This window comes from Streptomyces albidicamelliae, from assembly GCF_025642175.1.
Lineage (GTDB): Bacteria > Actinomycetota > Actinomycetes > Streptomycetales > Streptomycetaceae > Streptomyces > Streptomyces albidocamelliae.
In genome coordinates this window covers 7,608,510-7,631,432 of the sequence record NZ_CP106795.1, presented here as the reverse complement: position 1 = coordinate 7,631,432, position 22,923 = coordinate 7,608,510, and the positions used below count along the sequence as shown (strand labels likewise).

General features: G+C 69.4%; 18 protein-coding genes and 1 pseudogene. 9 read left to right on the top strand and 10 right to left on the bottom strand.

The annotated features are described in order from the left end of the window. Positions 1-26: 26 nt before the first annotated feature. Positions 27-797: a hypothetical protein gene (locus tag N8I86_RS34600; RefSeq protein ID WP_263279601.1), complete on the top strand. Its 771-nt coding sequence runs from the start codon at positions 27-29 to the stop codon at positions 795-797. A 519-nt stretch (positions 798-1,316) separates the two neighbouring features. Here the strand turns inward: N8I86_RS34600 and N8I86_RS34595 are convergent. Continuing rightward, positions 1,317-4,124, bottom strand: coding sequence for a Pls/PosA family non-ribosomal peptide synthetase (locus N8I86_RS34595; RefSeq protein WP_263279600.1), 2,808 nt, complete (start codon positions 4,122-4,124; stop codon positions 1,317-1,319). A gap of 610 nt (positions 4,125-4,734) precedes the next feature. Next, entirely contained in the window at positions 4,735-5,235 is a 501-nt protein-coding gene (locus N8I86_RS34590) for an RICIN domain-containing protein (protein ID WP_073890618.1), read from the bottom strand. 511 nt (positions 5,236-5,746) lie between these two features. Here N8I86_RS34590 and N8I86_RS39630 point away from each other — a divergent pair. Further along, positions 5,747-5,932, top strand: a pseudogene (locus N8I86_RS39630) (SpoIIE family protein phosphatase); the annotation flags it as partial. Between the two features lie 45 nt (positions 5,933-5,977). Here the strand turns inward: N8I86_RS39630 and N8I86_RS34580 are convergent. The 3 genes from N8I86_RS34580 to N8I86_RS34570 all read right to left on the bottom strand — a co-directional run bounded on the left by N8I86_RS34580 (position 5,978) and on the right by N8I86_RS34570 (position 7,309). Next, positions 5,978-6,181 (bottom strand): hypothetical protein, encoded by a 204-nt coding sequence (locus tag N8I86_RS34580; RefSeq protein ID WP_263279599.1) that lies wholly within the window; start codon positions 6,179-6,181, stop codon positions 5,978-5,980. A 160-nt stretch (positions 6,182-6,341) separates the two neighbouring features. Beyond that, positions 6,342-6,512, bottom strand: coding sequence for a DUF5670 family protein (locus N8I86_RS34575; RefSeq protein WP_011113206.1), 171 nt, complete (start codon positions 6,510-6,512; stop codon positions 6,342-6,344). A gap of 137 nt (positions 6,513-6,649) precedes the next feature. After that, complete coding sequence (locus N8I86_RS34570) at positions 6,650-7,309, bottom strand: TetR/AcrR family transcriptional regulator (protein WP_073890636.1); 660 nt, start codon at positions 7,307-7,309, stop codon at positions 6,650-6,652. A 156-nt stretch (positions 7,310-7,465) separates the two neighbouring features. On the opposite strand from N8I86_RS34570, the gene N8I86_RS34565 reads away from it, so the two are divergent. Continuing rightward, the gene (locus N8I86_RS34565; protein ID WP_263279598.1) at positions 7,466-8,497 is read left to right on the top strand and encodes a medium chain dehydrogenase/reductase family protein; all 1,032 of its coding nucleotides are present in this window, start codon (positions 7,466-7,468) and stop codon (positions 8,495-8,497) included. A 76-nt stretch (positions 8,498-8,573) separates the two neighbouring features. Next, positions 8,574-9,059: a DUF6328 family protein gene (locus N8I86_RS34560; protein ID WP_073891980.1), complete on the top strand. Its 486-nt coding sequence runs from the start codon at positions 8,574-8,576 to the stop codon at positions 9,057-9,059. A gap of 112 nt (positions 9,060-9,171) precedes the next feature. On the opposite strand, the gene N8I86_RS34555 is transcribed toward N8I86_RS34560, so the two are convergent. The 3 genes from N8I86_RS34555 to N8I86_RS34545 all read right to left on the bottom strand — a co-directional run bounded on the left by N8I86_RS34555 (position 9,172) and on the right by N8I86_RS34545 (position 11,551). Then, positions 9,172-9,738 carry a GNAT family N-acetyltransferase gene (locus tag N8I86_RS34555; protein WP_263279597.1) on the bottom strand — a complete coding sequence of 189 codons (567 nt, stop codon included), beginning with the start codon at positions 9,736-9,738 and terminating at the stop codon, positions 9,172-9,174. A 439-nt stretch (positions 9,739-10,177) separates the two neighbouring features. Continuing rightward, a complete protein-coding gene (locus N8I86_RS34550) occupies positions 10,178-10,507 on the bottom strand; it encodes a deoxyxylulose-5-phosphate synthase (protein ID WP_073891983.1) in 330 nt (109 codons plus the stop codon). 333 nt (positions 10,508-10,840) lie between these two features. Further along, on the bottom strand, positions 10,841-11,551 hold the full coding sequence (locus N8I86_RS34545; RefSeq protein WP_241840828.1) for a peptidylprolyl isomerase: 711 nt from the start codon (positions 11,549-11,551) through the stop codon (positions 10,841-10,843). Positions 11,552-12,257: 706 nt separating this feature from the next. Between N8I86_RS34545 and N8I86_RS34540 the strand changes: the two genes are divergently transcribed. The 5 genes from N8I86_RS34540 (at position 12,258) to N8I86_RS34520 (ending at position 18,456) form a co-directional block, all read left to right on the top strand. Beyond that, positions 12,258-14,375, top strand: a complete 2,118-nt coding sequence (locus N8I86_RS34540) for a hypothetical protein (protein WP_263279596.1) — start codon at positions 12,258-12,260, stop codon at positions 14,373-14,375. Positions 14,376-14,511: 136 nt separating this feature from the next. Next, a complete protein-coding gene (locus N8I86_RS34535) occupies positions 14,512-14,952 on the top strand; it encodes a hypothetical protein (protein WP_263279595.1) in 441 nt (146 codons plus the stop codon). A gap of 421 nt (positions 14,953-15,373) precedes the next feature. Then, positions 15,374-16,099, top strand: coding sequence for a hypothetical protein (locus N8I86_RS34530; protein WP_263279594.1), 726 nt, complete (start codon positions 15,374-15,376; stop codon positions 16,097-16,099). A gap of 551 nt (positions 16,100-16,650) precedes the next feature. Beyond that, positions 16,651-17,334 (top strand): hemerythrin domain-containing protein, encoded by a 684-nt coding sequence (locus tag N8I86_RS34525; protein WP_263279593.1) that lies wholly within the window; start codon positions 16,651-16,653, stop codon positions 17,332-17,334. 93 nt (positions 17,335-17,427) lie between these two features. Continuing rightward, a complete protein-coding gene (locus N8I86_RS34520; RefSeq protein ID WP_079192385.1) occupies positions 17,428-18,456 on the top strand; it encodes a TIGR03619 family F420-dependent LLM class oxidoreductase in 1,029 nt (342 codons plus the stop codon). Here N8I86_RS34520 and N8I86_RS34515 read toward each other — a convergent pair. Both N8I86_RS34515 and N8I86_RS34510 read right to left on the bottom strand, forming a co-directional pair. Further along, entirely contained in the window at positions 18,351-21,758 is a 3,408-nt protein-coding gene (locus N8I86_RS34515) for a BTAD domain-containing putative transcriptional regulator (protein WP_263279592.1), read from the bottom strand. The two genes, N8I86_RS34520 and N8I86_RS34515, sit on opposite strands and share 106 nt — an antisense overlap. A gap of 115 nt (positions 21,759-21,873) precedes the next feature. After that, positions 21,874-22,908, bottom strand: coding sequence for a pyridoxamine 5'-phosphate oxidase family protein (locus N8I86_RS34510; RefSeq protein ID WP_263279591.1), 1,035 nt, complete (start codon positions 22,906-22,908; stop codon positions 21,874-21,876). Between the last annotated feature and the right edge of the window lie 15 nt (positions 22,909-22,923).

Here is a 22,923-nt window from a genome sequence, read left to right as displayed (position 1 = left end):
CTGTCTTGTTTAAGGGGAAACAAAATATGAGCAAGCGAACTCTCATGGCAGCGGCGAGTCTGTGCGCGACGGCGGTGATGGCCCTCACGGCTTGTGGTGGTGAGAAGAAGGCCGACGGCAAGGGGTCAGGCGACTCCAACTCGGCCACCGCGGAGGCGTTCAAGGGACTGAGTGCGGCTCAGATCTCCGAGCAGGCCCGCGTGGCGATGGCGAAGCTGGACTCGTTCAAGGTCAAGGGCGCCATGTCCACCGACGGCCAGCACATGACCTTCGATTTCGCCGTCGCCAAGAAGGGCGACTGCCAGGGGACCTTCACCACCGGCGGTGCGTCCGCGGAGATCCGTCAGGTCGGCGACGCCGCCTACATGAAGGGCGACGAGAAGTTCTGGCAGCAGATGGGCGGCGAGGACGGCTCCTCGTCCAAGGACACCGACGCTCTCGTCGAGATGCTCAAGGGACGCTGGTTCAAGATGCCCGCGCAGGACGCGAAGGCGGACGACAAGTTCCCCTTCTGTGACATCGAGACGATGTTCGAGAAGGACGAGAAGGAGGGCCATCTGACCCGGAAGGAAGACACCGAGGTCAACGGGACGCCCGCCGTGACGCTCACCGGGAAGGACGGCGCCGCGACCCAGACACTCCTCGTAGCCGCCAAGGGCGAGCCCTACGCACTCCGGATGACCGTCAAGGGCGGCAAGGAGCCCGGCTCGTTCGACTTCTCCGCCTTCAATGAGCCGGTCACGGTCACGGCCCCGCCCGCCGGCGAGGTCATGGACACGGACAAGCTCAAGGGCTGACACACCGCACCGCCCGCCCGCGCCCCCGCCCCATGTGCACGAGCGCGGGCGGCGACGGGTGACACCTCCCAATCGGTCGGGACCAGCCACCGCCTTCGCACCCTGGAACCGGCCGTCCAGGACAACGCACGGTCTGTGGGCGCGCCGCGCACGCGAACGCCGCGTCGACGAACGGCCGGATCACCGACGCCCCCCTGTCGGCCGGGAGTTGAGGGACGCCCCGAACACCGCCGGCTTCCACCAGGAGTATCGGCAGGCCACCTCCTACGTCGGTGACGCCACGAACGGCCGGGCGAGCTCCATCGCCATGCTGTGAAGCCACCGCGGGAAACAGCGCCCGCCCCTCCCCCTCCCCCTCGGGGGGCGGGCGCCACGCCGTACTCAGTAAGTCGGAGGAGGCGAGGAAGGGGGCCCTCGAGACGGGAGCGGAGCACGTCGATGCCGGCAGGCGCCTCGCCGGGACCCCCAGCCGCGCCACATCGGTGACAGGCGACCTCTCCAGCGGGATCGCCGACGGTTCTATCCCTTGCCGACCGCAGCCGCTTCCCGCGCCGGATTCCCCTCCCACCGCGCCAGGGGCGGGACTTCCTCGCCCTTCATCAGGAAGGTGTCGGCGTCGAGCCGCGCCCCGTCGCCGATCCTGGTGCCGTAGTGGGTAAGGGTGTTCACGCCCAGGGTCACGCCCGCGCCGATCGACACGCGATCGCACTTGAAGGCACCGTCCTCCTGCGAGTGGCATTGGATGACGGAGTTGGCGTTGAGGGTGCAGTCGTCTCCGAGGTGGACGAGGGTACGTTCGGTGATGATGCAGCCGTCGTCGAAGACCCGGCGGCCCATCTGTACGCCGAGCAGGCGCCAGACCATGGGCTTGAACGGTGTGCCGTTGAAGACGTGCATGTAGTGGTGGGACGAGAGCTTCCAGAAGCGTTCGTGCCGCCAGAAGTCGGGGTCGTAGATCGAGCAGTACAGCGGCTTCACCGGCTGGATGTGGATCACGGTCCGCTCGACGAGCGTGAAGTAGACGACGGTGAACACCCAGGTGAGCAGGGAGGCGAGCACGAACGACACCACGCCGATGGTGTGGTAGAGCTCGATCGCCGCCATGGTGATCAGGGTGAGAGCGAAGAAGTGGACCCAGCGCACCAGCAGGTGCATGCTCGCGGTGAGCGTGTTGTGCCTGTTCTTGGCGGCGAGGCGACGGCGCAGCTCGTCACCGTGTGCCAGATGGTCGAAGCGGGCGTCTCGCATCACGGAGCGGGGAATCTCGAAACAGGGGGAGCCGAGCAGGCCCACGCCTTCGCGCTCTGGCCCGTCGATGGGGACCATGACTTTCGTCGCCAGCAGGCAGTTCTCACCGGTCCGGCCGCGGGTGGGGTAGACGATGCGGTTGCCGAGGAAGTTGCTCGGCCCGATGGAGGTGGGGGTGAGACGGAAGGACGAGCTGGAGAAGTCGACGTTGATGATGGACAGTCCGTCGGCGATCATCGTGCCTCTGCCGACCGTGCTCAGCTGGGGGATGTCGTGCTTGACGAGCGAGCCGAAGTTGGATCCGGTCTGCTGGACCCGGCACAGGTCGTAGCCGACGCCTTGCAGGTAGTGCACGATCGCGGAACTGTCACCGAACAGCGTGGTGAAGAACTTGACGTTGGTCAGCCGGGTGATCGTGCGCTGGAGGCTGTGGTGGATGCCGTAGAGCGGGTACGTCCTGCCGGGCTCGATCGCGAGGCCGAGCAGCCGGGGGAGGGTGCTCACCATCAGCAGGCCCACCACGATGCCGCCGAAGAAGGCCACGAGTGACGCGAAGAGCGCCTCGACGTAGAACGTGGGATGGGTGAAGGCCAGCGGTCCCGGGGTGAACACCGTGTTCAGCCGGGGCACCGCCGTGAGGACGAGGCTCGCTCCGGCCAGCGTCAGAGGCAGGTACACCAGCACCAGGCCGAGCAACTGCGACAGGCTGAAGAGCACCCTGCGGCGGGCCCTGCAGGCAACCGGCTCGACGGCACGGAAGTCCGTGGTCGTCGGCTGCGCCGGCGTGCCGTGCCATGACTGACCGGCCGGGATCGTCTGCCCCGAGTGCAGAGAAGAGGCATGGCCCAGCTGGGAGTCGTCGCCCATCGACGTCCCGATGTCGATGACGGCCTGCTCGCTGACCGTCACGTCCCTGCCGAGCACGACGTGCCCCGTCTCGATCCAGCCGCCGTCCGCCCGGTAGCAGGAGAGCAGCGCGTCCTTGCGGACGACCGTGCCGTCACCGATGGACAGCAGGTCGGTGCAGACGGGCGCGGTACGGGTCAGGATGGTGACGCCTTTCCCGATGTGCGCGCCGAGCGCCCTGAGGTACAGCGCGTAGAGCGGTGACCCGGTGAACAGACGCACCGGGCTGGTGCGGATGAGGGACTTGACGCACCAGAAGCGGAAGTAGGCGGCGCTCCATATGGGGATCCTGCGCGGGGTGAAGCGGCCGATGAGCAGCCACTTGGCGGCGATGGGCAGCGCGCAGACACCGAGGAAGAAGACCGCACTGCAGAGGACCGCCCGCAGATAGACACCGACCGTGCCCGTGCCCTCCACGGCCCACTCGTAGCCGAGGACGGTGATCGTGGCGCCGAGGGCGGAGAACACGAGGAAGGCCAGGAGCTGTGCGGTCCCGCAGAGCGCGTGCTGCCGCGCGCCTGCCGGCGGTCGGGGCTCTTCGGAGTCGCGGTCGGGCCCCGCCGGGACGGGCGAGGAAGATCGCGTGGGTGTCTGGGCGGCTGCCGGTGACTGGACGTTCGCCGCCGAGCGGGGGAACGCGGCGGCCAGGGAGCGCACCGTCGAATGCCGGTAGATGTCCTTCATCGACACGGTGGGGAGGTCGTCGCGTTTACGTACGCGGGCACAGAACTGCGCCATCACCATGGAATCGGCGCCGAGCTCGGTAAAGAAGTCGCCGTCCACGGGTACGTGCTCGGCGCGCAGGACCCCGGCCAGAATGTCGGCCAATTGCCCTTCGGTCTCGGCGCCGGGCGGGTCGGTCAGGGAGTCCGCCGTGCCGTCGGTGGTGGCGGGTGCCCGTGCCGAGGCGCTGTCGGCGAAGGCCGTGGCCAGGCCTCGGATCGAGGAGTGCTGGTAGATGTCCTTCATCGACACGGTGGGGAGGTCGTCGCGTTTACGTACGCGGGCACAGAACTGCGCCATCACCATGGAATCGGCGCCGAGCTCGGTAAAGAAGTCGCCGTCCACGGGTACGTGCTCGGTGCGCAGGACCCCGGCCAGGACATCGGCCAGTTTTCCTTCGGTATCGGCCGCTGGATCACAGGTCTCCGCGGCTGGGGTTTCGGAGCGCATCTTCCCATCGCCTCCTGTCAGGTCCGTGTCCTGTGGGCGCTGTGTACCGTCGCTCTGGGGCTCTGCACGGTGAGAGTCCGGGCAGTGACGGAACGTGTCCAGGAGCAGTGTGGGGTGCTCCACTGAACAGGTTTCGGTCGATCGCCGGGCCGGCGGACCAGGGCGAGGGGTAGCCACCGGGCCCCGCTGCGGAGGTCCGGGGTGGCGTGTGCGAGAACCAGGCTGGTCGTGGACATAGGCGAAAAAAGGTCGTCCGGGATCGGTGACGCGGACGACGTGGCCCGAGCTGAGTCCTGTCCCATGTTTCCAGGTTGCGGAGAAGATCGCCGCTTCAACCACTTGGCAGGTGTCCGGCCCTCGGTTCAGTCTCCGGGCGGCCCGTGCACCGGGGGGCGTCGGGGATCGTGAACGCCCACGCTCCCGGTGGTCCCGCCTTACCGGGGCCCGCGGCGACCGGCGCTCGCCGGCGCAGATGCGTCCTGGCGGCCTCACGTGCGGGCGGATCACCTCTCCGAAGGGGCGCCCCGTCACCCGGCGTGCCGCCAGGCCCGACACGGCAGAAGCCAGCTTCTCCCGACCGACCCTGATTACCGCTGCTGCCACCACCTGACTACTGCTGCTGCCACCAGTCGTACTGATCGGCTGTGTCGCAGGAAGCGGCTTGCGGGATCGTGCGATTGGCAACGCTCGGGGTGGTCAGGCACAGGTAGCTCTGCGTGCTCTGCCAGACCGCCACGTTCGGCGCCCCGGGCCGTGTGGCGTAGACGCGCCAGAGCTGGGACGGCCGGGTGCTCGTCGCGGGGTCGCAGATCGACAGCGTGATCGACCCGGCGCCGGGAGGTGCGGTGACGCAGTATCCGGTCCGCTGGTTGATGAAGCGGTACCTTCCGCTCCCCCAGTTCTCCGTCAACCATTTCTCGTCGGAACCACTGTCGCAGCTCCACATCTGGAGTCGCGCCGCGTTGTCGACGTCGCTGTCGAGGCAGTGACTTGAGTTGAAGACGCGGATGTTGGTCGCACCCGCAGCCTGAGCAGGCGTGCCGGTCAGCGCGACGGCCGACACGGTCAGCCCCGTGGTGACGAGCGATGTCGCAGTCCGTAATGCACCCATGCGCAACTCCCCCTACCTATCTGGTGATTGCTGGTACTGCCGTACAGATCCGGCGAATTGCACGGTACATGCCAGCCGGGCCGGAGGTTTCGATTCACCTCAAACGGGCCTCCAGCGGGCGCCTGCCCATGTGCGAGCGCGGCATCGACAGGCGGCATGATCTGCGGTCGCAAGCTGCGACGTCGCGTAGGCCAACAGCGCTGCTCGGACGCGCGCTGGTTTGCCCCGGTCACCGCCTTGGCCACCCATGCCCCATGATTCCCTCCCGGGTCGACGCAACCCTGCCGGAGCTGGCTCCCTTTAACTGGCACGGGTGCTACAGGCGTTCCTCGCCGGGACGCCGGTGGAGACAAGAGGCTTCGAACGTGAGGCCCTCTACCGGCGGATGTCTGATGTCGACCTCTGGTCGGCGCTTCTCAGCCGCTGCGAACACCTCACCGAGATCGCTGCGGCCGCAGCGCCCTTCTTCGCCGAGCACATGCGCGAGGAGCTGATCCTGCACCGCTGGGGCTACACCGACGGCCTCATCGAACGCCGCCACCAGGACATCGACACCGGGCTGAGCCGGCTCACCGACGCCCTCGCCCGCCACAGAGCACTCACTCACCCCGAAGCACTCGCCGACGCCGTGATCAACGACCTGATCCCCGCCGAAGGCGTCACAGACGACTCCGCCCTGGTCGTCGTCAGCCTGTAAAGGCGACCCAGTCCACGAAGCCCCCACCGAATGCGATGGCGTGTTTCAGGGAACGCCGCAGCTAGACGCTCCGCCGGGGCAGGTGACGTTGTCGTTGGACATCCCGCCCGCGATCCCCAGCACCACGACGATGAGAGCCAGGACGATCAGAGGTACGTTGTCGGCAGCCCAACTGCCCTGCTCGGACCGAGCCTTCGGAGTGTCGGCCGCGGGCTCGGCATCGGGCTCGTCGTGCCCCTCTGTCGCCATCAGGCCTCCCGTGATTGCGCCTTCCACGATGACACGGCACCGGGCCTCACCCGTCAAGTGCAACTGACCGAGCAGGGCGCCTCCTTACGCCAGTGGGCCCGGCCAGGTCGGCCGGGCCCACTCGTGCTCGCGTGGCGCTCCTCGCGCCGGCGTTCCTCGTCTACCAGCGATACCAACGGCCCTTACGGCCACCGCTGTCCGCCGTACGGACGACGAAGCCCAGCAGCCACACGACCAGCACGATCACCGCGATCCACCACAGCGCCTTCAGTGCGAAACCCGCACCGAACAGGATCAGAGCCAGCAGAAGAACCAGAAGCAGGGGAACCATATCTATCAACCTCCTGGCCATCAGGTGCCCCTACCGCCGCCACGCAAGCCCACGAAACGTGAGTTACTTTCATGAAGTACGGGGCATATACGCACCGCCGCGACGGCTTTCCGCAGGTGGGAGCGGCCTCCGGGCGCTCAGCCCGCCTGCGGGCCGCCGACCAAGGCGTCCACCTCGGCGGCGAAGAACCTCGCGGGGTCGAAGCCCATCCCCGCGAAGTGCCCGGCGAGTTCCAGGGACAGCACACCGTGCAGCCGGGTCCAGAAGGCCAGGGCCCGGTGCAGGTCCGCGGGCGTCGCGGGATGGCCGTCCGCCCAGACCCGGTGCTCCTCGAGGTGCGCCTGGAACGGCACCGCCGGGCCGACCGACGGCAGCGCGGCACAGGCGTCCAGGAGGGTCGACATGATCTCGGACGCGATCGCGGTGATGTCGTCGGGCGCGTGGTAGCCGGGAACCGGCGTGCCGTAGACGAGGAAGTAGCGCTGCGGGTCCTGCAGTGCCCATTCACGCAGGGCGTGTGACAGCGCGCGTACGTCGGGGCCGGCCCCCGCGGCCGCGCGGAAGGTGTCGGCGAGGCCCCGGTAGGCGTCCCTGACCAGCTCGGTGATCAGCGCGTCGCGGCCGTCGAAGTACCGGTACAGCGCAGGTCCGCTCATGCCCATCTGCTTGGCGATCGCGTTGAGGGAGAGCGCGGACGCGCCCGCGGTGGCGATCTGCTCCCACGCGCGCTCCTTGATCTCCGCACGCACCTGGGCCCGGTAGCGCTCGCGGGGGGTCTTCGTGTCCTGATCCGCCACTGATCTGCACCTTTCCGCTCCGTTGCGGCAGTGCCCGCAAGTTCCAGTTAGAGGTTATCACTGAAGCTATTGACTCTCCGCCCGTCGGTCAGTTACAACTTCTAACGAACACGAAGCCAAGTAACGGCTTCGGACGCGGACGCAGCGGAGGTCACCATGAACGCCGAAGGACTCGTCGAGGTCGTACTGCCGGGCAAGGTCGAGCCCGAGGGCTTGGAGATCCGGCACGGAGCGGTCCCCACCGCGGGCCCGGGCCAGGTCGTCGTGCGGGTGGAGGCCACCGGCGTCTCCTTCGCCGAACAGCAGATGCGGCGCGGCCGCTACTACGACCAGCCGCCCTTCCCCTTCGTGCCCGGTTACGACCTCGTCGGCACAGTGCTGGCGACCGGCGAGGGAGTCGATCCGGCCCTCGCCGGCACCCGGGTCGCCGCACTGGTCAAGGTCGGGGGCTGGGCCAGCCACGTGCTCGTGGACGCGGCGGACACGGTGCCGGTCCCCTTCGGGATCGGTGCCGCGGAGGCGGAGACCCTCGTCGTCAACGGCATCACCGCCTGGCAGATGCTGCACCGCAAGGCCCATGTCCGCGCGGGGCACACCGTCGTGGTGCACGGCGCCAACGGTGGTGTCGGGTCGGTCCTGGTCCAGCTCGCCCAGGCGGCGGGAGCGCGCGTGATCGGCACGGCGTCCGTACGCCACCACGACGCGCTGCGCGAACGGGGCGTCGTACCTGTCGACTACCGCGGCGACGACGTCGCCGCACGGATCCGGGCACTCGCCCCCGGCGGCGTGGACGCCGTCTTCGACCACGTGGGCGGCCGGGGCATCGTCGGCTCCTGGAGCCTGCTCGCCCCCGGCGGCACGCTCGTCTCCTACGGCAGCGCCTCCACCCGTGACGACGAGGGTTCCAAGCAGTGGCCCGTCCTCAAGCTGCTACTGCGGGTGTGGCTGTGGAACGCGCTGCCGAATCGCCGTAGCGCCTACTTCTTCAACGTCTGGGCCGGCCGGTCCCTGGCCAAGAACCGGTTCCGCGCCCGGCTCCGCACGGACCTCACCGAGGTCTTCGACGCCCTCAGGCGCGGAGAGGTCACCGCCCAGATCGCCGCGCAACTCCCGCTCACCCACGTCGCCGAAGCCCTGCGGCTGGCCGAGTCCGGCACCGTCGCAGGCAAGGTCGTCCTCAAGCCGTGAGCAGCCCCACGGCTCTTGATGCCGGCCCGGCGCATCGAGGCGTTTGAGTGATCACGTGAGCGGCTATCCGGAGTCCATGACTGATGCGGAGAGACGTACCGGGCGCGACGAGACCGAGGATGAGCGCGCCGACCGGAAGTGGGGCGAGCTCATTCAGGAGGTCCGCGTCGCGCAGACCGGCGTGCAGATCCTGTTCGGGTTCTTGCTCACTGTGGTCTTCACACCCAAGTACACGGAGCTGGGCCAGGTCGAGCAGGTCATCTACATCGTCACCGTAGTGCTCGGTGCTTGCGCCACCGGTGCCCTCATCGGACCCGTGTCGTTGCACCGCCTGGTGTCGGGGCAGCAGGTCAAACCTCAAGCCGTACGACTCGCGTCCCGCCTGACCTTCGTCGGCCTGCTCCTGCTGCTGGCCACCATGGTCTCCTCGCTGCTGCTCGTGCTGAGGGTCGCCACTCACAACGCCCTCGTACCCTGGCTCGTGGGAGCCGTCCTGCTCTGGTACCTGACGTGCTGGTACGCGCTGCCCCTGTGGGCACGCTTTCGCCACGCCGACCGCTGATGAGTCCGCCGCTCCCGTCAGGCGCCGGCCTGACAGGACGACAGCTGTTCGGGACGAGCGCGGGCGACGCGGGAGAGCAGTAGCTCACGACCCGGCCGTACACCCCCCCTGGCTACTGCTGCAGCCACTGCTCCTTGGTGATCTCGTACCGCACGCCCCCGTGTTCGGAGCCTTCGACCATCTCCATGTCGGGAGGAGTGAGGATGGTGGCAGTGAGAGTCATCCCGAGCTTCTCCATGATGTTGCGTGAACCGTGGTTCACGGCCATCGTCTCCGCCCAGACCATGCGTATGCCAAGCCTCGTGAACGCCCTGCCCAGCAAAGCCCGGGAGACTTCGGTGGCATACCCCTTGCCCCAAGCCGCCTGCCTCAGCCGGTAGCCGAGTTCGGCCTCGTCCAGCGGGCCCTGAGGCTCGGGACGCAGGCAGAACCAGCCGATGAACGCGCCGCCGTCCTTCTCGTACGCGGCGAACAGTCCGAGATCGCCGCGCCATCTCTCGTATCCGGCGATGATGTTCGGCAGGTGCTGCTCGCGGACGATGTCGGGGGCGGTCGGATGCCCCCCGGTCAGATAGCGCATCACCGCGGCGTCGCTGTCCAACTCGATCAGCAGGTCCGCATCGTCGCTGGTGAAGCGGCGCAGGGTCAGGCGCTCGGTCTCAAGGTACGTGATGTCCACAGAGTGGATCATGCCTGCAGCGCGCCGGGCGGTCCACCGGCTTTCTTCGGAGCACCGCGTGGGACCCGTACGGCCTTCGTGTCTTTGCGCTGCACGCGGTCATGATCCCCGGCGGCTGGTGGTGGGACAAGGCCTGCTGAGTAGGCCAAGGTGAAGATCGGCGCGTACTTCATAGCGGATCCACGGCGTTTGAACCGGGGGCCGGAATGGACACTCCGGTTGGCGCACGCGCGGACGAAGGCGGTACGGCCTTCCGCCTCGTACCCGTACAGGGCAGTGGCAAGCCAGCGCACCAGATGGGTGAACGATGAAGAGCACGACGGAAGCTGAGGAGTTCTGCAGGGCCTCGATGCGTAGGCGCACGATCCCGTAGTGACAGAGGACCGGCAGCCCGAAAGCGTGAAAAACTTCGAGCGAGCCTGCCCCGGTGCGCCAAGGGCTACGGCAACTCCTGGCGCACCAATGCACGCGCGAACGGTTCACCGGTCCTTCGCGCGTACGCCATCCGCTCGCGCACCTCGCTGAGCGTGCGCGGACGATAGCCAGGGCCTCCGCAGCAACTCTTGTGGAAGCGGACACCCGCATGCAGAAGTACCGACAGGGTCCGCCAGGCAGCAGTGTCGCGTCGGCGCGGCGCTGCGAAGGCGGAACCCACGTGAATCAACGGCTCGGCACAGCGCGGGCAGATCCGGTCGTGGTCACCGAGGTAAGGCTGCTTGTACGAGGCGCGACAGGGCAGGCAGACATAGGAGGTCTTGGCGTGGGCCATGCCGACCAGGCTACGGCTCGCCCGGATGGAACTCGACCGGGTTTCCACGGCGTTCCACGAGAGCGAAGGGGGCAGACCGTCCCCCGCCGTACAGGCGCGTTCCGCCAAGGCCTCGTACGGCGAACAAGATGATTCAGGAATGCCCCAGGCGGTAGTTGACGCAGCACATCTGAAACCTCACTGGCCCAGCCGACCGCCTGTTGCGAAGCTCGGGCACCTCCGCATCCTCCGCGGCCCGTTCCCCGAGGCCAGTGACACCGTCATCGCCGTGCCAGGTATCACCGTGGCGCGGCCAGTCGCGCAGCTGGACCGCGCTGACCGCGCCACAATTCGTCAGGGTCGGCAGGAGGGTCGGACCCTGAGCAGCTCGGTCGGCAGCGCGGGCGTGCCGTCGACAGGCGCCGGGTCCTCCGCAGTTGGTTCGATACCGCCGGCAGCGACCTTGTCGAGCGTCTTCAGGCCGGCGGCGCCGACCGTGCCGAACACCGTGTAGTTCGGTCGCAGTGCGGAGTCGCCGTAGACGACGAAGAACTGCGAACCGTTGGTGTCCGGCCCGGCGTTGGCCATCGCCAGCAAGCCGCGCCCGTAGAGGCGGCGGGCGCCGGTCGGATCGCTCGGCGCCGGCGGCAGGTCCACCGGCAGCTCGTCCTTGTACTTGTACCCCGGCCCACCCTCGCCGGTGCCGGTCGGGTCGCCGCACTGCAGGACCTTCAGCGTCGGATACGCCGTCAGCCGATGGCACACCGTACGGTCGTAGAAACGGTGTTGAACCAGGTGCATGAAGCTCTGGACCGTGCACGGCGCCTTCGCCCGGTCCAGATGCAGCGGGAGCGGGCCCTGGCTGGTCCGGACAGCCACATCGACCGTGCCGTGGCTGGGGGTGTGTCGCGGATCGCGCGGCAGGGGAACCGGCCGCGCCGCCGGCTCGTCCGGGGTCTCGGTGTACTGGCAAGGACCGTGCGTGGTGCGCGGCGGGGCATCGGAAGCGGAGGCGGTGGTGCTGCCCCCGGACACGACCAACGCTGTCGCCGCCAATGCGGTCATGAGAGCTCGGTTCATCCTGCACACCCTCCAGAAGATCGCCAGATTTCGGAGCGGTCGCAGTCTAGGGCGCGGCCTGGCGGTCGAGAACCCGCCCTCAAGCCACATCTGCCTCTGGCTCCGGGGCTTCCCCCGCGACCACAGGCCACTTGGTTCGGATGCGGCACGGCGCCAAGTGGCCGATCAGGGTGTCCGTCCGGTGTACGACGGATGCTTCCCGAAACCGGGCGAGCGGCCCTCCCGGTGCACGCGGAGGACAAGCACGGGAGACCCCACGCCGCCGCGCGGTTCCGAATCGGACCTACCCGCAGGTAACTTCCCGGTCAAGACACCCCCTCCCCCACGCCAAGCACCGGCAAAGTCGCATGCGCTGAAGCTCAGACAGGGCTCAACCGCTCGCGTCCGCATATCGGATTCACAGGTTCCAAATGCGGACAGGACGCACCCACATGCGGAGCACAAAAATCCGTTTGTGGGGTCAACCTGCGGTTTTGGTTGTGATTCGATGTGCGACGACGCGAGCACCGACCACAGCTCGCCAGCACATTGGGGGGAACCAATGTCTTCTGCGTCAACGGGGCGCGGCGCCACCACCGCCATTCAGGTGCTGAGTACGATCGTGCTCACTGCCGGCCTGACTGCCGCCCCGCAGGCCCTGACTTCGGGCCAGTCGGCGTCCGCGGCGGATGCCACCTGCACGACTTTCTCCGTGCCGACCTACGTACTCGAACCCGCCACCACCAGCAACATCGCCGGCAAGCGGATACTGCACAAGTACATGGAGTGGGGTCCCAAGAGCGCGGACACCGACCTGCTCGACACTCAGTACACCGCGAGCCTGCCGGCGACCAGCAAGGTGTTCACCGGCGGCGGCAACGGCATCATCTACGAAGCCACCAGCGGCGGACAGGTGAAGACCTACAAGGACACCACCGCGACCGGCGGTTCGCTGCTCACCGCGGTCAAGACCTACAGCCTCGACCTGTCCTCGGCCAAGCGGATTCTGACCAACGGCACCCGCATTCTGGCGATCAACGCCGACGGCACCATGGACGTCTACAACCAGTCCGCGCCGGCGACCGGCGACGGCACGATCACCAAGATCATGGACGGCGCGAAGACGACCGTCACGAGCTCGCTCGCCGCCGCCGACGACGTGTGGATGATCAACTCCGCTGTGCAGTGGCTCAAGGACGGCAAGGTTCAGCAGAGCACCATCAGCAACCTGCCCCCCGGCATCGGGAACATCACGCCGCCCGGCATCCGGCTGGAAACGCCCACCACTGTTGCCACCGGCGTCGATGCAGCCCAAGGATGGGCACCCGGCCCGAACGCCCTGAGCACGCAGTCGGTCAGCAGCGACCCCGACACCACCGGCCAGGTCCGCGCCTACACCACCGGCCCGCTCACCTCGGTGGACGACGACGTCCGCTCGGGCATCGTCGGCGACATCATGGCCGACGCAGGTCCCTGCCTGACCGACCCGGACCCGGAAGTCGCCCCCTACTTCGGCGACCTGCCGGACGACAGCGGAGACGTCCTCACCGACCAGCAGACGTCGGAAACCCCGGCTCCCCCGTCCCGTACCGTGAGCGGCAAGTTCACCGTCGGCAACGGAGAGCCGGCGCAGGGCCTGCCCGTCACCATCACCGCTCCCGACGTCAACATCGACGCGACGGGGGAGACGAAGGAGACCGTCGTCGGCACCGCCACCACCGGGGCGGACGGCACCTGGTCCTACACGTTTCCGCAGACTCTGTCGGCCGACGTCCAGAAGGCGAAGGACGACAACGGTGGAATCCTCAACCTCTCCGCCGTCGCCATGGGCACCACCAGCAGCGGCGTCAAGATGCTCGGCTTCGACCGTCTCACCGCAATGACCGACCAGGCGACTGTGGACGCCAGCGTGGACGGCCCCGACGACGATCACAGTGTCGAGCTGATCCCGAACACAGCAGACAGCAGCGGATCCCTGCCCGACTCCTTCGCCGCCGCCACCGAGTCGCAGACCTACGCCGCCAAGGCCGAGGACAACCCCGCCGTCGTCGACGGTGAGGACCCGCAGTGGCAGAGCGACAACAGTCTCCTCCCCGCCGGCTACAACCCGTACCTGGTCAGCGGCAAGGACGTCAGCGCGGAGCCCGTCTCCCCGCTCGTCGACGCCAAGGCTTCGGGAAGTTGTGACACCATCCGCGTCCCCGTCTCGTCCAAGATCAAGTACACCGTGGTCGGTGAGGCGCACGCCGGGTGGGACGCCAAGGCGTCCTTCGAGTACGAGTCGTCGATGAGCAGCAGCATCGAGACGGCCGTGAAGAGCAACGGAAACTGGAACCTCGGCGGTTCGAAGGAGCTCTCCCAGAACGTCAGCATTTCCGTCGGCTACGCGAACAGGGGGCCCCACTACGCCAAGCAGTACAAGGTCCCGATCGAGTACGTCAAGATCAAGAGCCAGTACATCTGCTTCGGCGGCGTTCGATCCACCTGGTACACCATCGAGCCCAAGCGGTACAAGGCACCTACCGGTGGCGCGCTCGGCAAGGTGGGCAAGGATGTCTCCGGCAAGGACGGTTCCTCGGCCTTCAAGCGTTCCAAGAAGGCATATCGGAACTACCTCAACCCCGGCGACGTCGCCCAGCAGTCCAGGGGCAAGAGTGTGAAGTTCGGCGGCGCCGTCAGCTTCTACGGCGTCTCCATGGGAGCGAAGACCGGCTACGACTCCAATCACAAGCAGAGGCTCGTCGCCGGTACCAAGTCGGGCAAGCACTGGGTATGGGGGCGCAATGGACAGGTCGGCACCAGCGGAGCCGGCGTCTTCTACTCGAAGTAAGCGCCCCGTACGCCGAATTGCGCTGGCCGCTGCGGCCGTAGCGGTGAGTCTCGCAGGTGTCGCAGTCTGGCGGTCCGCACCTGGCAGCGTCGCGCACGACTTCCGCACCGGGACGGCCCTGGCCGATGAAGCGGACATGGAGGTGACGAGCCCGCACGCGCAGGTCGGCAAGGAGTACTGGGTGGCCCTGCCCGCGGCGGACAATCTGACCAACCGCCCGCTGACGCTCCTCCGAGGGGAATTCACCCGCGTTCCGCATGGTCTGAAGCTCATCGAGTACAGAGCGTTCAGCCATGAGGACACAGAGGGGCACCCCATGGGACCCACCCCGGTCGGCGGTTCGCCCGGGATCCCGGACCTCACTCGTCTGCACGACTACTCCGACCGGCCATCACGAGTGGCACCACACGAGCCCGGCGACATCTTCTGGGCCGCCAGGCTCCGTGTGACGGGCAAGGTGACGGGAGCCCTCACCGGCTGCCGCTACTTCTACAGGCAAGGGAGCACGGACTATCAGCAGGACCTGAGCTGCGTCACCAAGATCCGGCTCGGCCCACCCCTCAAAATCCGAAACTGAGTGGTCTGGGTCCGAGCGACATCACGGATGCACCGGAGGGCGATACCCCTCCGCACCCGGACGCCCGGCGGTCGCGGCCTGGTAAACCGCGGACGGGACCACGACCTGCTGTTTCCTTCGTAGCAGTAGGGCAGATCTACCGCCGGCGGCCCGCCCCCAACCCGTGGGGGCGGGCCTTTCGCATGCGTTCAGGGTGCGACGGGCAGCTTGCGGCACGGGCGCCCATCAGCAGCCGCGTGGGGGGTCGTAGCCACCGGTGACCGACGAGGATGGCGGCGATACCGGCGTAGCCGGACAGCGCTCCAGCTTTCGCTCGTAGCGGCCGTGCAGGCGCCGGCAGCGTGCCCGCCGGGGACATCGAGAGCCGGAAGTGATCGTCTTGGCAGTACTGTGTGCGCCGCCCGACACCTGAGGGGGGACTGTGGGTACGAAAGCGAGTACTGCTGCGCTGTGCCTGTGCGTAGGTGCTGTCACGGTCGGCTGTGCGGACACCGGCGACACCGCTCACGCACGCACCGCCGAGATACGCTCCGCCGACCAGATACTCAACGAGACCGACCGCACCATGAAGGCGCTCACGTCGGTGACCTTCACCACCGACGTCTCCTCCACTGACAGCGGCAGACGCTATTCCAGCCGCGTGACGACCGATCTTGAGCACAGGTGCAGGATGACGGCGGCCTGGTCCCAGGGCGCCACGATGGAACAGATCCGGATCGGTGAGACGGACTACATCCACCCCAACGACGCGTACCTCGAGTTGTGGGGGCGAACTACGGTTCCCGCGATGCGCCACAAGCCCTGGCTGAAGAGCCCCGCGAGCGCAGCAAGGGGAGCGGACAACCTCGTCGACTGCGCGTGGCCGTTCTCGTCGATCGCCAAGGGCAGGGCCACGCTGGGCGCCCTGACTGAGCTCGACGACAAGCCCGTCATCTCTGTGAACGTGAAAGAGGAGGTGGCCGAGGGAGGCGTCTACACCTTTTACATAGCCGCGGAGGGCAAGCCGTACCTGCTGCGGATCGACTACCGCACTCCTCGCCATCACGCCATCAGGAAGTTCAGCGGCTTCAACGACCGCTTGGCCGTCCAGCCCCCGGCGGCGGCCGACGTACTGGACCTGAGCACCCTGCCGTCGAACGCACCCTAGAGGGATGGGCGGATCGACGCTGTTCCCAGTCGATCCGTCACGTCATCGACGGCGTGGCCTCGGACCTGTCATATCGTTCCTCGTCACCGTACGGCAAGGAGGATCATGAGCAGGTCCGTCGTGCGCAGGCACTTGGCGTGGATGGCTCTGATGACCGTCGGCATGACGGCGTGCAGCGCTGAGCCTGACGGGGGTGCTCAGACGGCGACGGGCGGAGCGGGCTCGAAAGGGGTCGGCAACGGGGGCGTCAGCGCCGGACGTCGTACGTCCCCTCCGCTGTGTGCTCCGGTGTGTGCTCCGGTCAGCGCCGCAGTCGATGGAGGCAGCGTCTACGCCCCCGTCGGAAGCGTGCGGCGTGTCGCCGGGACGGAGGGGCACTCTGCGCGAGCATCCCCAGCGCTGGTCGACGCCCAGTCGAAAGCGCTGAACGCCGTCACGCGAAGCACTTCATAGTCGTACTCCCGTGCCCACCGCGAGAGCGGACAGCGGAATCCGGGAGTGCGGCAAGTGGGATGCAAGTGCGTGGCAACCCTCGTCCGCAGGCTGGGGACATGACGACGAGCGACACTTCACACTCCCCCGCCCACCCCTACACCCGCGAGATGGCGATGATCCACCGGGTGTTCCGCCGCGAGTCGCGCTTGCTGGCCGAGCTCGTGCAGGACGTTCCGGCGTCGGACACCGTCCGCGCGGGGATCCTCGCCGAGCACTGGCGGGAGTACACAGTCGGGCTGCACGCGCATCACACCGCCGAGGACGAGGTGCTCTGGCCGGCGCTGCTCCCCCAACTCGATCTGGACGCCGAGCAGGTGCTGGCGATGGAGGCGCAGCACCACGAGCTCACCGGTGGGATGTGCGAGGTGCAGGTGCTCATGGACCGGTGGCGGGCACGGGCGCTGGCGGCCGACCGTGACGAGCTGGCCGAGGCGCTGCGCCGACACCACCGGCAGTTGTGCGCCCACCTGGACGAGGAGGAGCGGGAGGTCATGCCGCTGGTCGGGCGTCACGTGAACGACCAGGACTGGCACGCGGTCGGTGAGCGTGGTCTGGCCGAGACGCCCAGGAACCGGCTGATGATCGCGCTGGGCGCCATCCTGGAGGACTGCCCGCCCGACGAGCGCCGGGAGTTCCTCGCCCGCCTGCCCCTGGCCGCGCGGGTGATGTGGAAGCTGCTCGGGCAGCGGCAGTACCGGCGCGAGACACGTCGGATCCGCGGCCGGCACGCGACCGCGTGAGCCGTGGCCCCGTCCGGCCGCCCCGGACGCCCGGGGCGCCGTCCGGGGCGAACCGACCCGTGCCGACCCGTACCCATCGAGGAACCCCGAAAGATGCGCATCGGATTCTCCGTCCCCCAGTTCGGCCCCTTCGCCGACCCCGGTCACACCGCCCGCATGTGCGCTGCCCTGGAGGCGCTGGGCTGTCACAGCCTCTGGGTTGCCGACCGGCTGCTGGCGCCGCTGACTCCGCCCGAGGGTTACCCGGGCGGGGCGATGCCGGCCCGCTACGGCACCCACCTCGATCCGCTGCTCACGCTCGGCGTGGCGGCCTCGGCGACCGGGCGGGTGCGCCTGGGCAGCAGCACCCTCAACGCCCTGTGGCAGCCTCCGCTCGTGCTCGCCCGGTCACTGACGACTCTCGACCTGATCAGCCGCGGACGTCTGGACGTGGGCATCGGACTGGGCTGGATGCGTGAGGAGTACGAGGCCGCCGGAGTGCCGTGGCAGGGGCGCGGCGCCCGGCTGGAGGAGACGCTGGACGTCCTCGAGGCCGTGTGGCGGTCCGGAACGGTCACGCACACGGGCCCGTTGTGGACGATCCCCCCGTCGACCGTTCTGCCCCAACCCCTCCAGAGTCCGCGGCCGCCCCTCCTGCTGGGCGGCTTCACCCCGGTCGCCCTGGAGCGGGTCGGCAGGCGTGCGGACGGCTGGCTCGCGGCCTCGATGCCGCTGCCGTACTTCGACGGCCTCTGGGCGGTGGCCCGCGCATCGGCCGAGCGGGCGGGGCGTGACCCGGATGCGCTGCGCCGGGTGTTTCGCGTCAACGCCCATGTCACACGGGGCGAGGCAGCGCCGGCGGAGACCCACCACCGGGGAACCGTACGCCAGCTCTGCGACCACCTGAGGACGATGTGCCGGGCGGACACCGACGAGGTACTGGTGGACCTGCAGCTGACGACGGACTCGTCCGAGGAGTACCTCGATCTGGCGGCGGAGTTCATGGCCGAACTGGCGGGCGGTCGCCCGTGGCGTCGCTATACGGAGCCGGGCGCCGGCGGCAGGGAGGCCAGGGCCTCTCGGGCCGCGGCCTCCCAGTGGGGTGACTCCCAGGCGGCGGCCACCCGCAGGGCGTCGAGGTAGTGGCTCCGGGCCTGGTCCGGGCGGCCCAGGAAGCGGGCGAGGTCACCGAGCGTCTGGGCGACGGGCCGGTAGACGATGCTGAGGCTGCTCGCGCCGCCCGCCAGCCCCTGGAGGGGAAGCAGGTCCGTGTAGACCTCGGCGGCTGCCTCGCGGTCGTCGAAGGCGATGGCCGCCGCTCCGCGCAGGCCGGCCAGGATCGGGTAGGCGAAGTCCCGCAGGAGCGGCACGCGCCGGCCGAAGACCTCCCTGGCCTCCTCGGGGCGGCCGGCGGCGAGCAGGGCGAGGGCCGTCAGGGCTTCGTTGTGCGGCTGGTACTGCTCCCACACCGCGAGGAGCACGGGCAGGACCTCGGCGAGGCGGCCCTGCCGGAGCCGGATGCACCCGACGGCGAGCCCGGCGAGCCCGCTGAGGTCCACCGCCCCGCGGACCCGTAGTTCCGCCACCGCCGCGCCCAGTTCCTGCTCGGCCTCCTCGAATCGGCCCTGTGCCATGGCGAGCATGGGGCGGCGCAGCCTGGCCACCGCGAACGCGCCCCGGAGCTCGTAGGTGCGGGCGATCTCGTCGGCCCGTACGAGGCACTGCTCCATGCGCGCCGGGTCGTTGTCCGCCGCGGCGAGGCGGGCGGCGGTGTAGGCGCTCATCCAGGAGTACTCGGGGCTGTCCTGGGAGTCGGCCACCTCGGTGAGTTCCTGGTGGAGCCGCAGGTAGGCCGCGGAGTCGAGTTCGCAGTCGGTCCGGCGCAGCAGCGAGGTGAGGGTCAGACCCCGCAGCCGGGGCTCGCCCAGGGACCGGGCGAGTGCGACCGCCTGGTGTGCGACGGCCACGGCCCGCGGATCGCTGTCGTCGAGCGCGTCGGCGAGCTGGTCGAGGAGCAGGCACCGCTGCCGGTCGTCGGGGCCCGGGGTGTCCAGCAGCCTGCCGAGCTCCTCGACGGCTTCGGGGTCGGAGTCCGCGTACGCGCGCACGCGCCAGGGGGTGGGTTCGGTCCAGGTCGTGTAGGCCGCGGTCAGCAGGTCGTCCCGGCCTTCGGCGCGGGCGATCCGCACGGCCTGCTGCTGGGCTTCGCGTGCGGGGACGACGGCGCCCATCCGGATCCGGCAGTCGACCAACTGGCCGAGCAGCCGGACCCGTAGCAGCGGGGCGTCCTCTCCGGTGAACGCGGCCGGGTGGGCGGCCAGCAGGCCGAGGGCCGCGTCGAGGAGGGTCTCGGCGTTCTGCGGGGCATGACGGCGTACGGCCTGCTCGCTCGCGAGGCGGGCGTGGTGGACCGCGGGCCCGGCGTCGTCGGTGAGCACCGTGGCGGCGTGGAGGAGATGGTGGGCGGTGGCGGCGACGTCGTGGGAGCCCATGGCGATCAGGCTCCGGCCCAGCCTGGAGTGCATGCGGGCCAGCCGCAGGCGGGTGAGGTCGGCTTCCAGGGCGTCCCGTACGAGGGCGTGGGTGAAGCGGACCGTGCCGGGCCTCGGTTCGGTGAGCAGTCCCGCGGTGACACCGGCGTCCAAGGCGTCGAGGAGCTGGTCCGCATCGTGGTCCGCGGCGTGGATCAGCAAAGAGACCGGTGCCTCGCGTCCGGCGACGGCCGCCAGGCGCAGTCCGGCCGTGGCGGTCGGCGCGAGCAGGGCCAGCCGGCGCCGCAGCACGTCCTGGACTCCCTGCGGGATGCTGGCCAGTGCCCGCTCCTCGCCCTCGCCGGCCAGCAGGAGGGAACTCTCGCGCAGGTAGAAGGGGTTTCCGCCGGCCCGTTCGGCCAGGGCCGCGGCGGCCCGCTCGCTCATGCCGGCCGCCGCGCGCCTCAGGAAGGTCTTGGCTTCGGTGTCCGACAGTCCGCCGAGAGCCAGCCGCACGGGCGCGCAGACGGCCAGCCGGGCCAGGGCCGCGGTCGGATCGCCCTCGCCCGTGCGGAACGAGCCCACCAACAGCAGGGGGACGTCCCGCAGTTGTTCGGCGCAGAGCAGGAACAGCTCCACGCTCTCCTGGTCGCCCCGGTGCAGGTCGTCCATGAAGACGGCCAGGGGCTGCCGCCGGGCGGTGTCCCGGAGCCAGCCGAGCAGCGCCTTGTGGAGACGGAAGCGCAGCGCCGGGCTGCCGTCCGGCTGTCCGGGGTCGCTTCCGCTGCCCGGGGCCAGCAGCGGCGCGAGTTCGTCGGCGTACGGGCCCGGCGGGGCCGCTTCCGCGAGGCGCGGCAGCATGTCGAACCAGGCACGTCCGGGCGGGGCGCCCTCGCTCTCCGGGCACTGTCCGAAGGCGCACAGCCAGCCCTGTGCGGGCAGTTGCCCGAGGGCGGCTTCCAGGAGGCTGGATTTGCCGATGCCGGCTTCGCCGGAGACGAGGACCACCTGGGACCGGCCGGTTCGGGCCCGGTCGGCGGCGGAGGCGAACCGGGCCAGCTCCTCGTCGCGGCCCAGGAGGAGGTCCGTCGTCAGCACCGTCGGGCCGGTCGGCGATCGGTGCTCCTCGACTGCGACCGGCTCCCCCACGGCCTCCGCGGCACGGGCCGCGCCCGGGTGGACCGTGGCCGTGGCGGGCACGCCGGTTTCCCGGTGCAGGAGGTCGAGCCGCTGGTGCAGCAGTGCCTGTTCCAGCTCCAGCAGGGCGGGGCCGGGGTCGACGCCGAGTTCCTCGCCGAGGACGCGCCGGGCCTGTCGTAGCACGGTCAGCGCTTCCCCCTGGCGGTCGCGGGCCCAGAGCGCCAGGGACAGCAGCCGCCATCCCTCCTCGTGCAGGGGCTGCTCCCTGGTCAGCGCCCGTGCGTCGGTGAGTGCCTGCGCGGCCTGACCGCAGCGCAGCTGTGCCGCGGCGAGCCGCTCGCGCGCGGTGCGGTGTATCTCTTCCAGGCGGGTGCGCTCACCCACGGTCCACGGCTCGTCCGCGAACTCGGCGTACGGCTGCCCGCCCCAGTCGGCGAGCGCCCGGGCAAGGCGTTCGGCGGCGAGGTGGGCGGGCAGTCCCGCCGTCGAAATGGCCGCCACCCGGTCCTCGAACGCCCACGCGTCCACCGCGTCCCGCTCCACGGCGAGGGAGTAGCCGTAGGGTGCGCTGACCAGCAACCGGGCGGGGGTCCGGGGCGCCCGTTCCGGTTCCAGAGTCCGCCGCAGACGCGCGATGTAGGCGTGGAGCGACGCCTGTGCGCTCGGCGGGACGCGATGCGGCCACAGCCTCTCGACGATGCGTTCCGTGGGCACGACCGCGCCCCGGGCGAGCAGCAGTTGGACCAGCACCATGCGAGCGAGCCGGCCCCGCGTGTCCGACGGCTGCCCGCCGACCTCGACCCGGAACGAACCGAGCACCTTAAATGTGACCATGACAAGAACATCGTAAGGGGCGCCCGGGCGACGAATGATCTTCAGGGATCGCGCCCGGAAGTGCCGAGCGGCCTCCCGGACCCGGCACGCCGCGGGGGTGGTCGTACGCCCATGGTCAGTGGTGGGGGGAGCCCTTCACCGGCGACGGAGCGGCCGGCAGGACCGGTGCCGGCTGCACCAGGGCGCGGAACGAGTCCCACTCCACCTTCGGGCGGGTCAGCCCCCGGCGTGCGAGGTAGCGGTCGGTGGACCGCTTCGTCCGGCGAAGGACCCGCAGGGCGTCCTTCGCGCGGCCCGAGCCCATGGGTTCGATCACGCGCGAAGGCACCAGGATCCAGCCCGCACCGGTCCGTTGCAAAGTGCCGCGGACGAAAGCGTTGTACATGTGGTTGAGTCGTTCGTCGTGCCGGTGGACCAGCAGGCCGGCCGGGCCGTCCTCGACCGGGCAGTCCGCCGGCACCTCGACCAGATAGCCCGACGGAGTCGGCCGTGGCAGGGTGCGGGCCAGGACCGGGGCCCCGGAGGCGTTTCGTGCGGCCAGTACGGCCGAGGGCGCGCGCCCCAGCTGCGCCGCTCCGGGCAGCGGCGGCGTACCCGCCACGGACACCGGCGCTCCATGATGCACCAGCTCTTCCGACGGCGGTCGCAAGACGACGTGTTCCGGTTCGACGGTGATGAGCAGGCGCAGGTAGTACCACGACATGAGCGGCCTCATCGGATGTGTCAGGTACGACCGGCTGTGCGGCTGCCGCTCGAAGAGCCTGCGCCAGTAGTCCTCGGCCCCCTGCGGTCCCGCCATGATCGTCTCGGGACACTCGGCGCGGCCGCTGACGAACACCTGCGGGGCGTGGCCGAGACCGCTGCCCGTCGGGTCGGAGAAGAGCAGGGCGACCCGGCCGTCGCGCCGTACGTTCAACGCCTTCTGCGCGAAGGCGAGACAGGTGGTCACCAGCAGGGTCCCGTCCTCGCGACGCGCCACCGCGGTGGGCCAGGCCAGCGGAGTGCCGTCCCGCCCCAGGGTGACGAACTCGCAGGTGCGGTAGGCGTCCAGGACGTCGTGGAGTCCGGAGGCGGCTTCCGGAGGGGAGGCGCGGTGGGCCGCGAACTTGTCGTGGCCGGGACGGTCTTGGGAGGTGCTGCTGAGGGACACGCTCGGTTGCTCCAG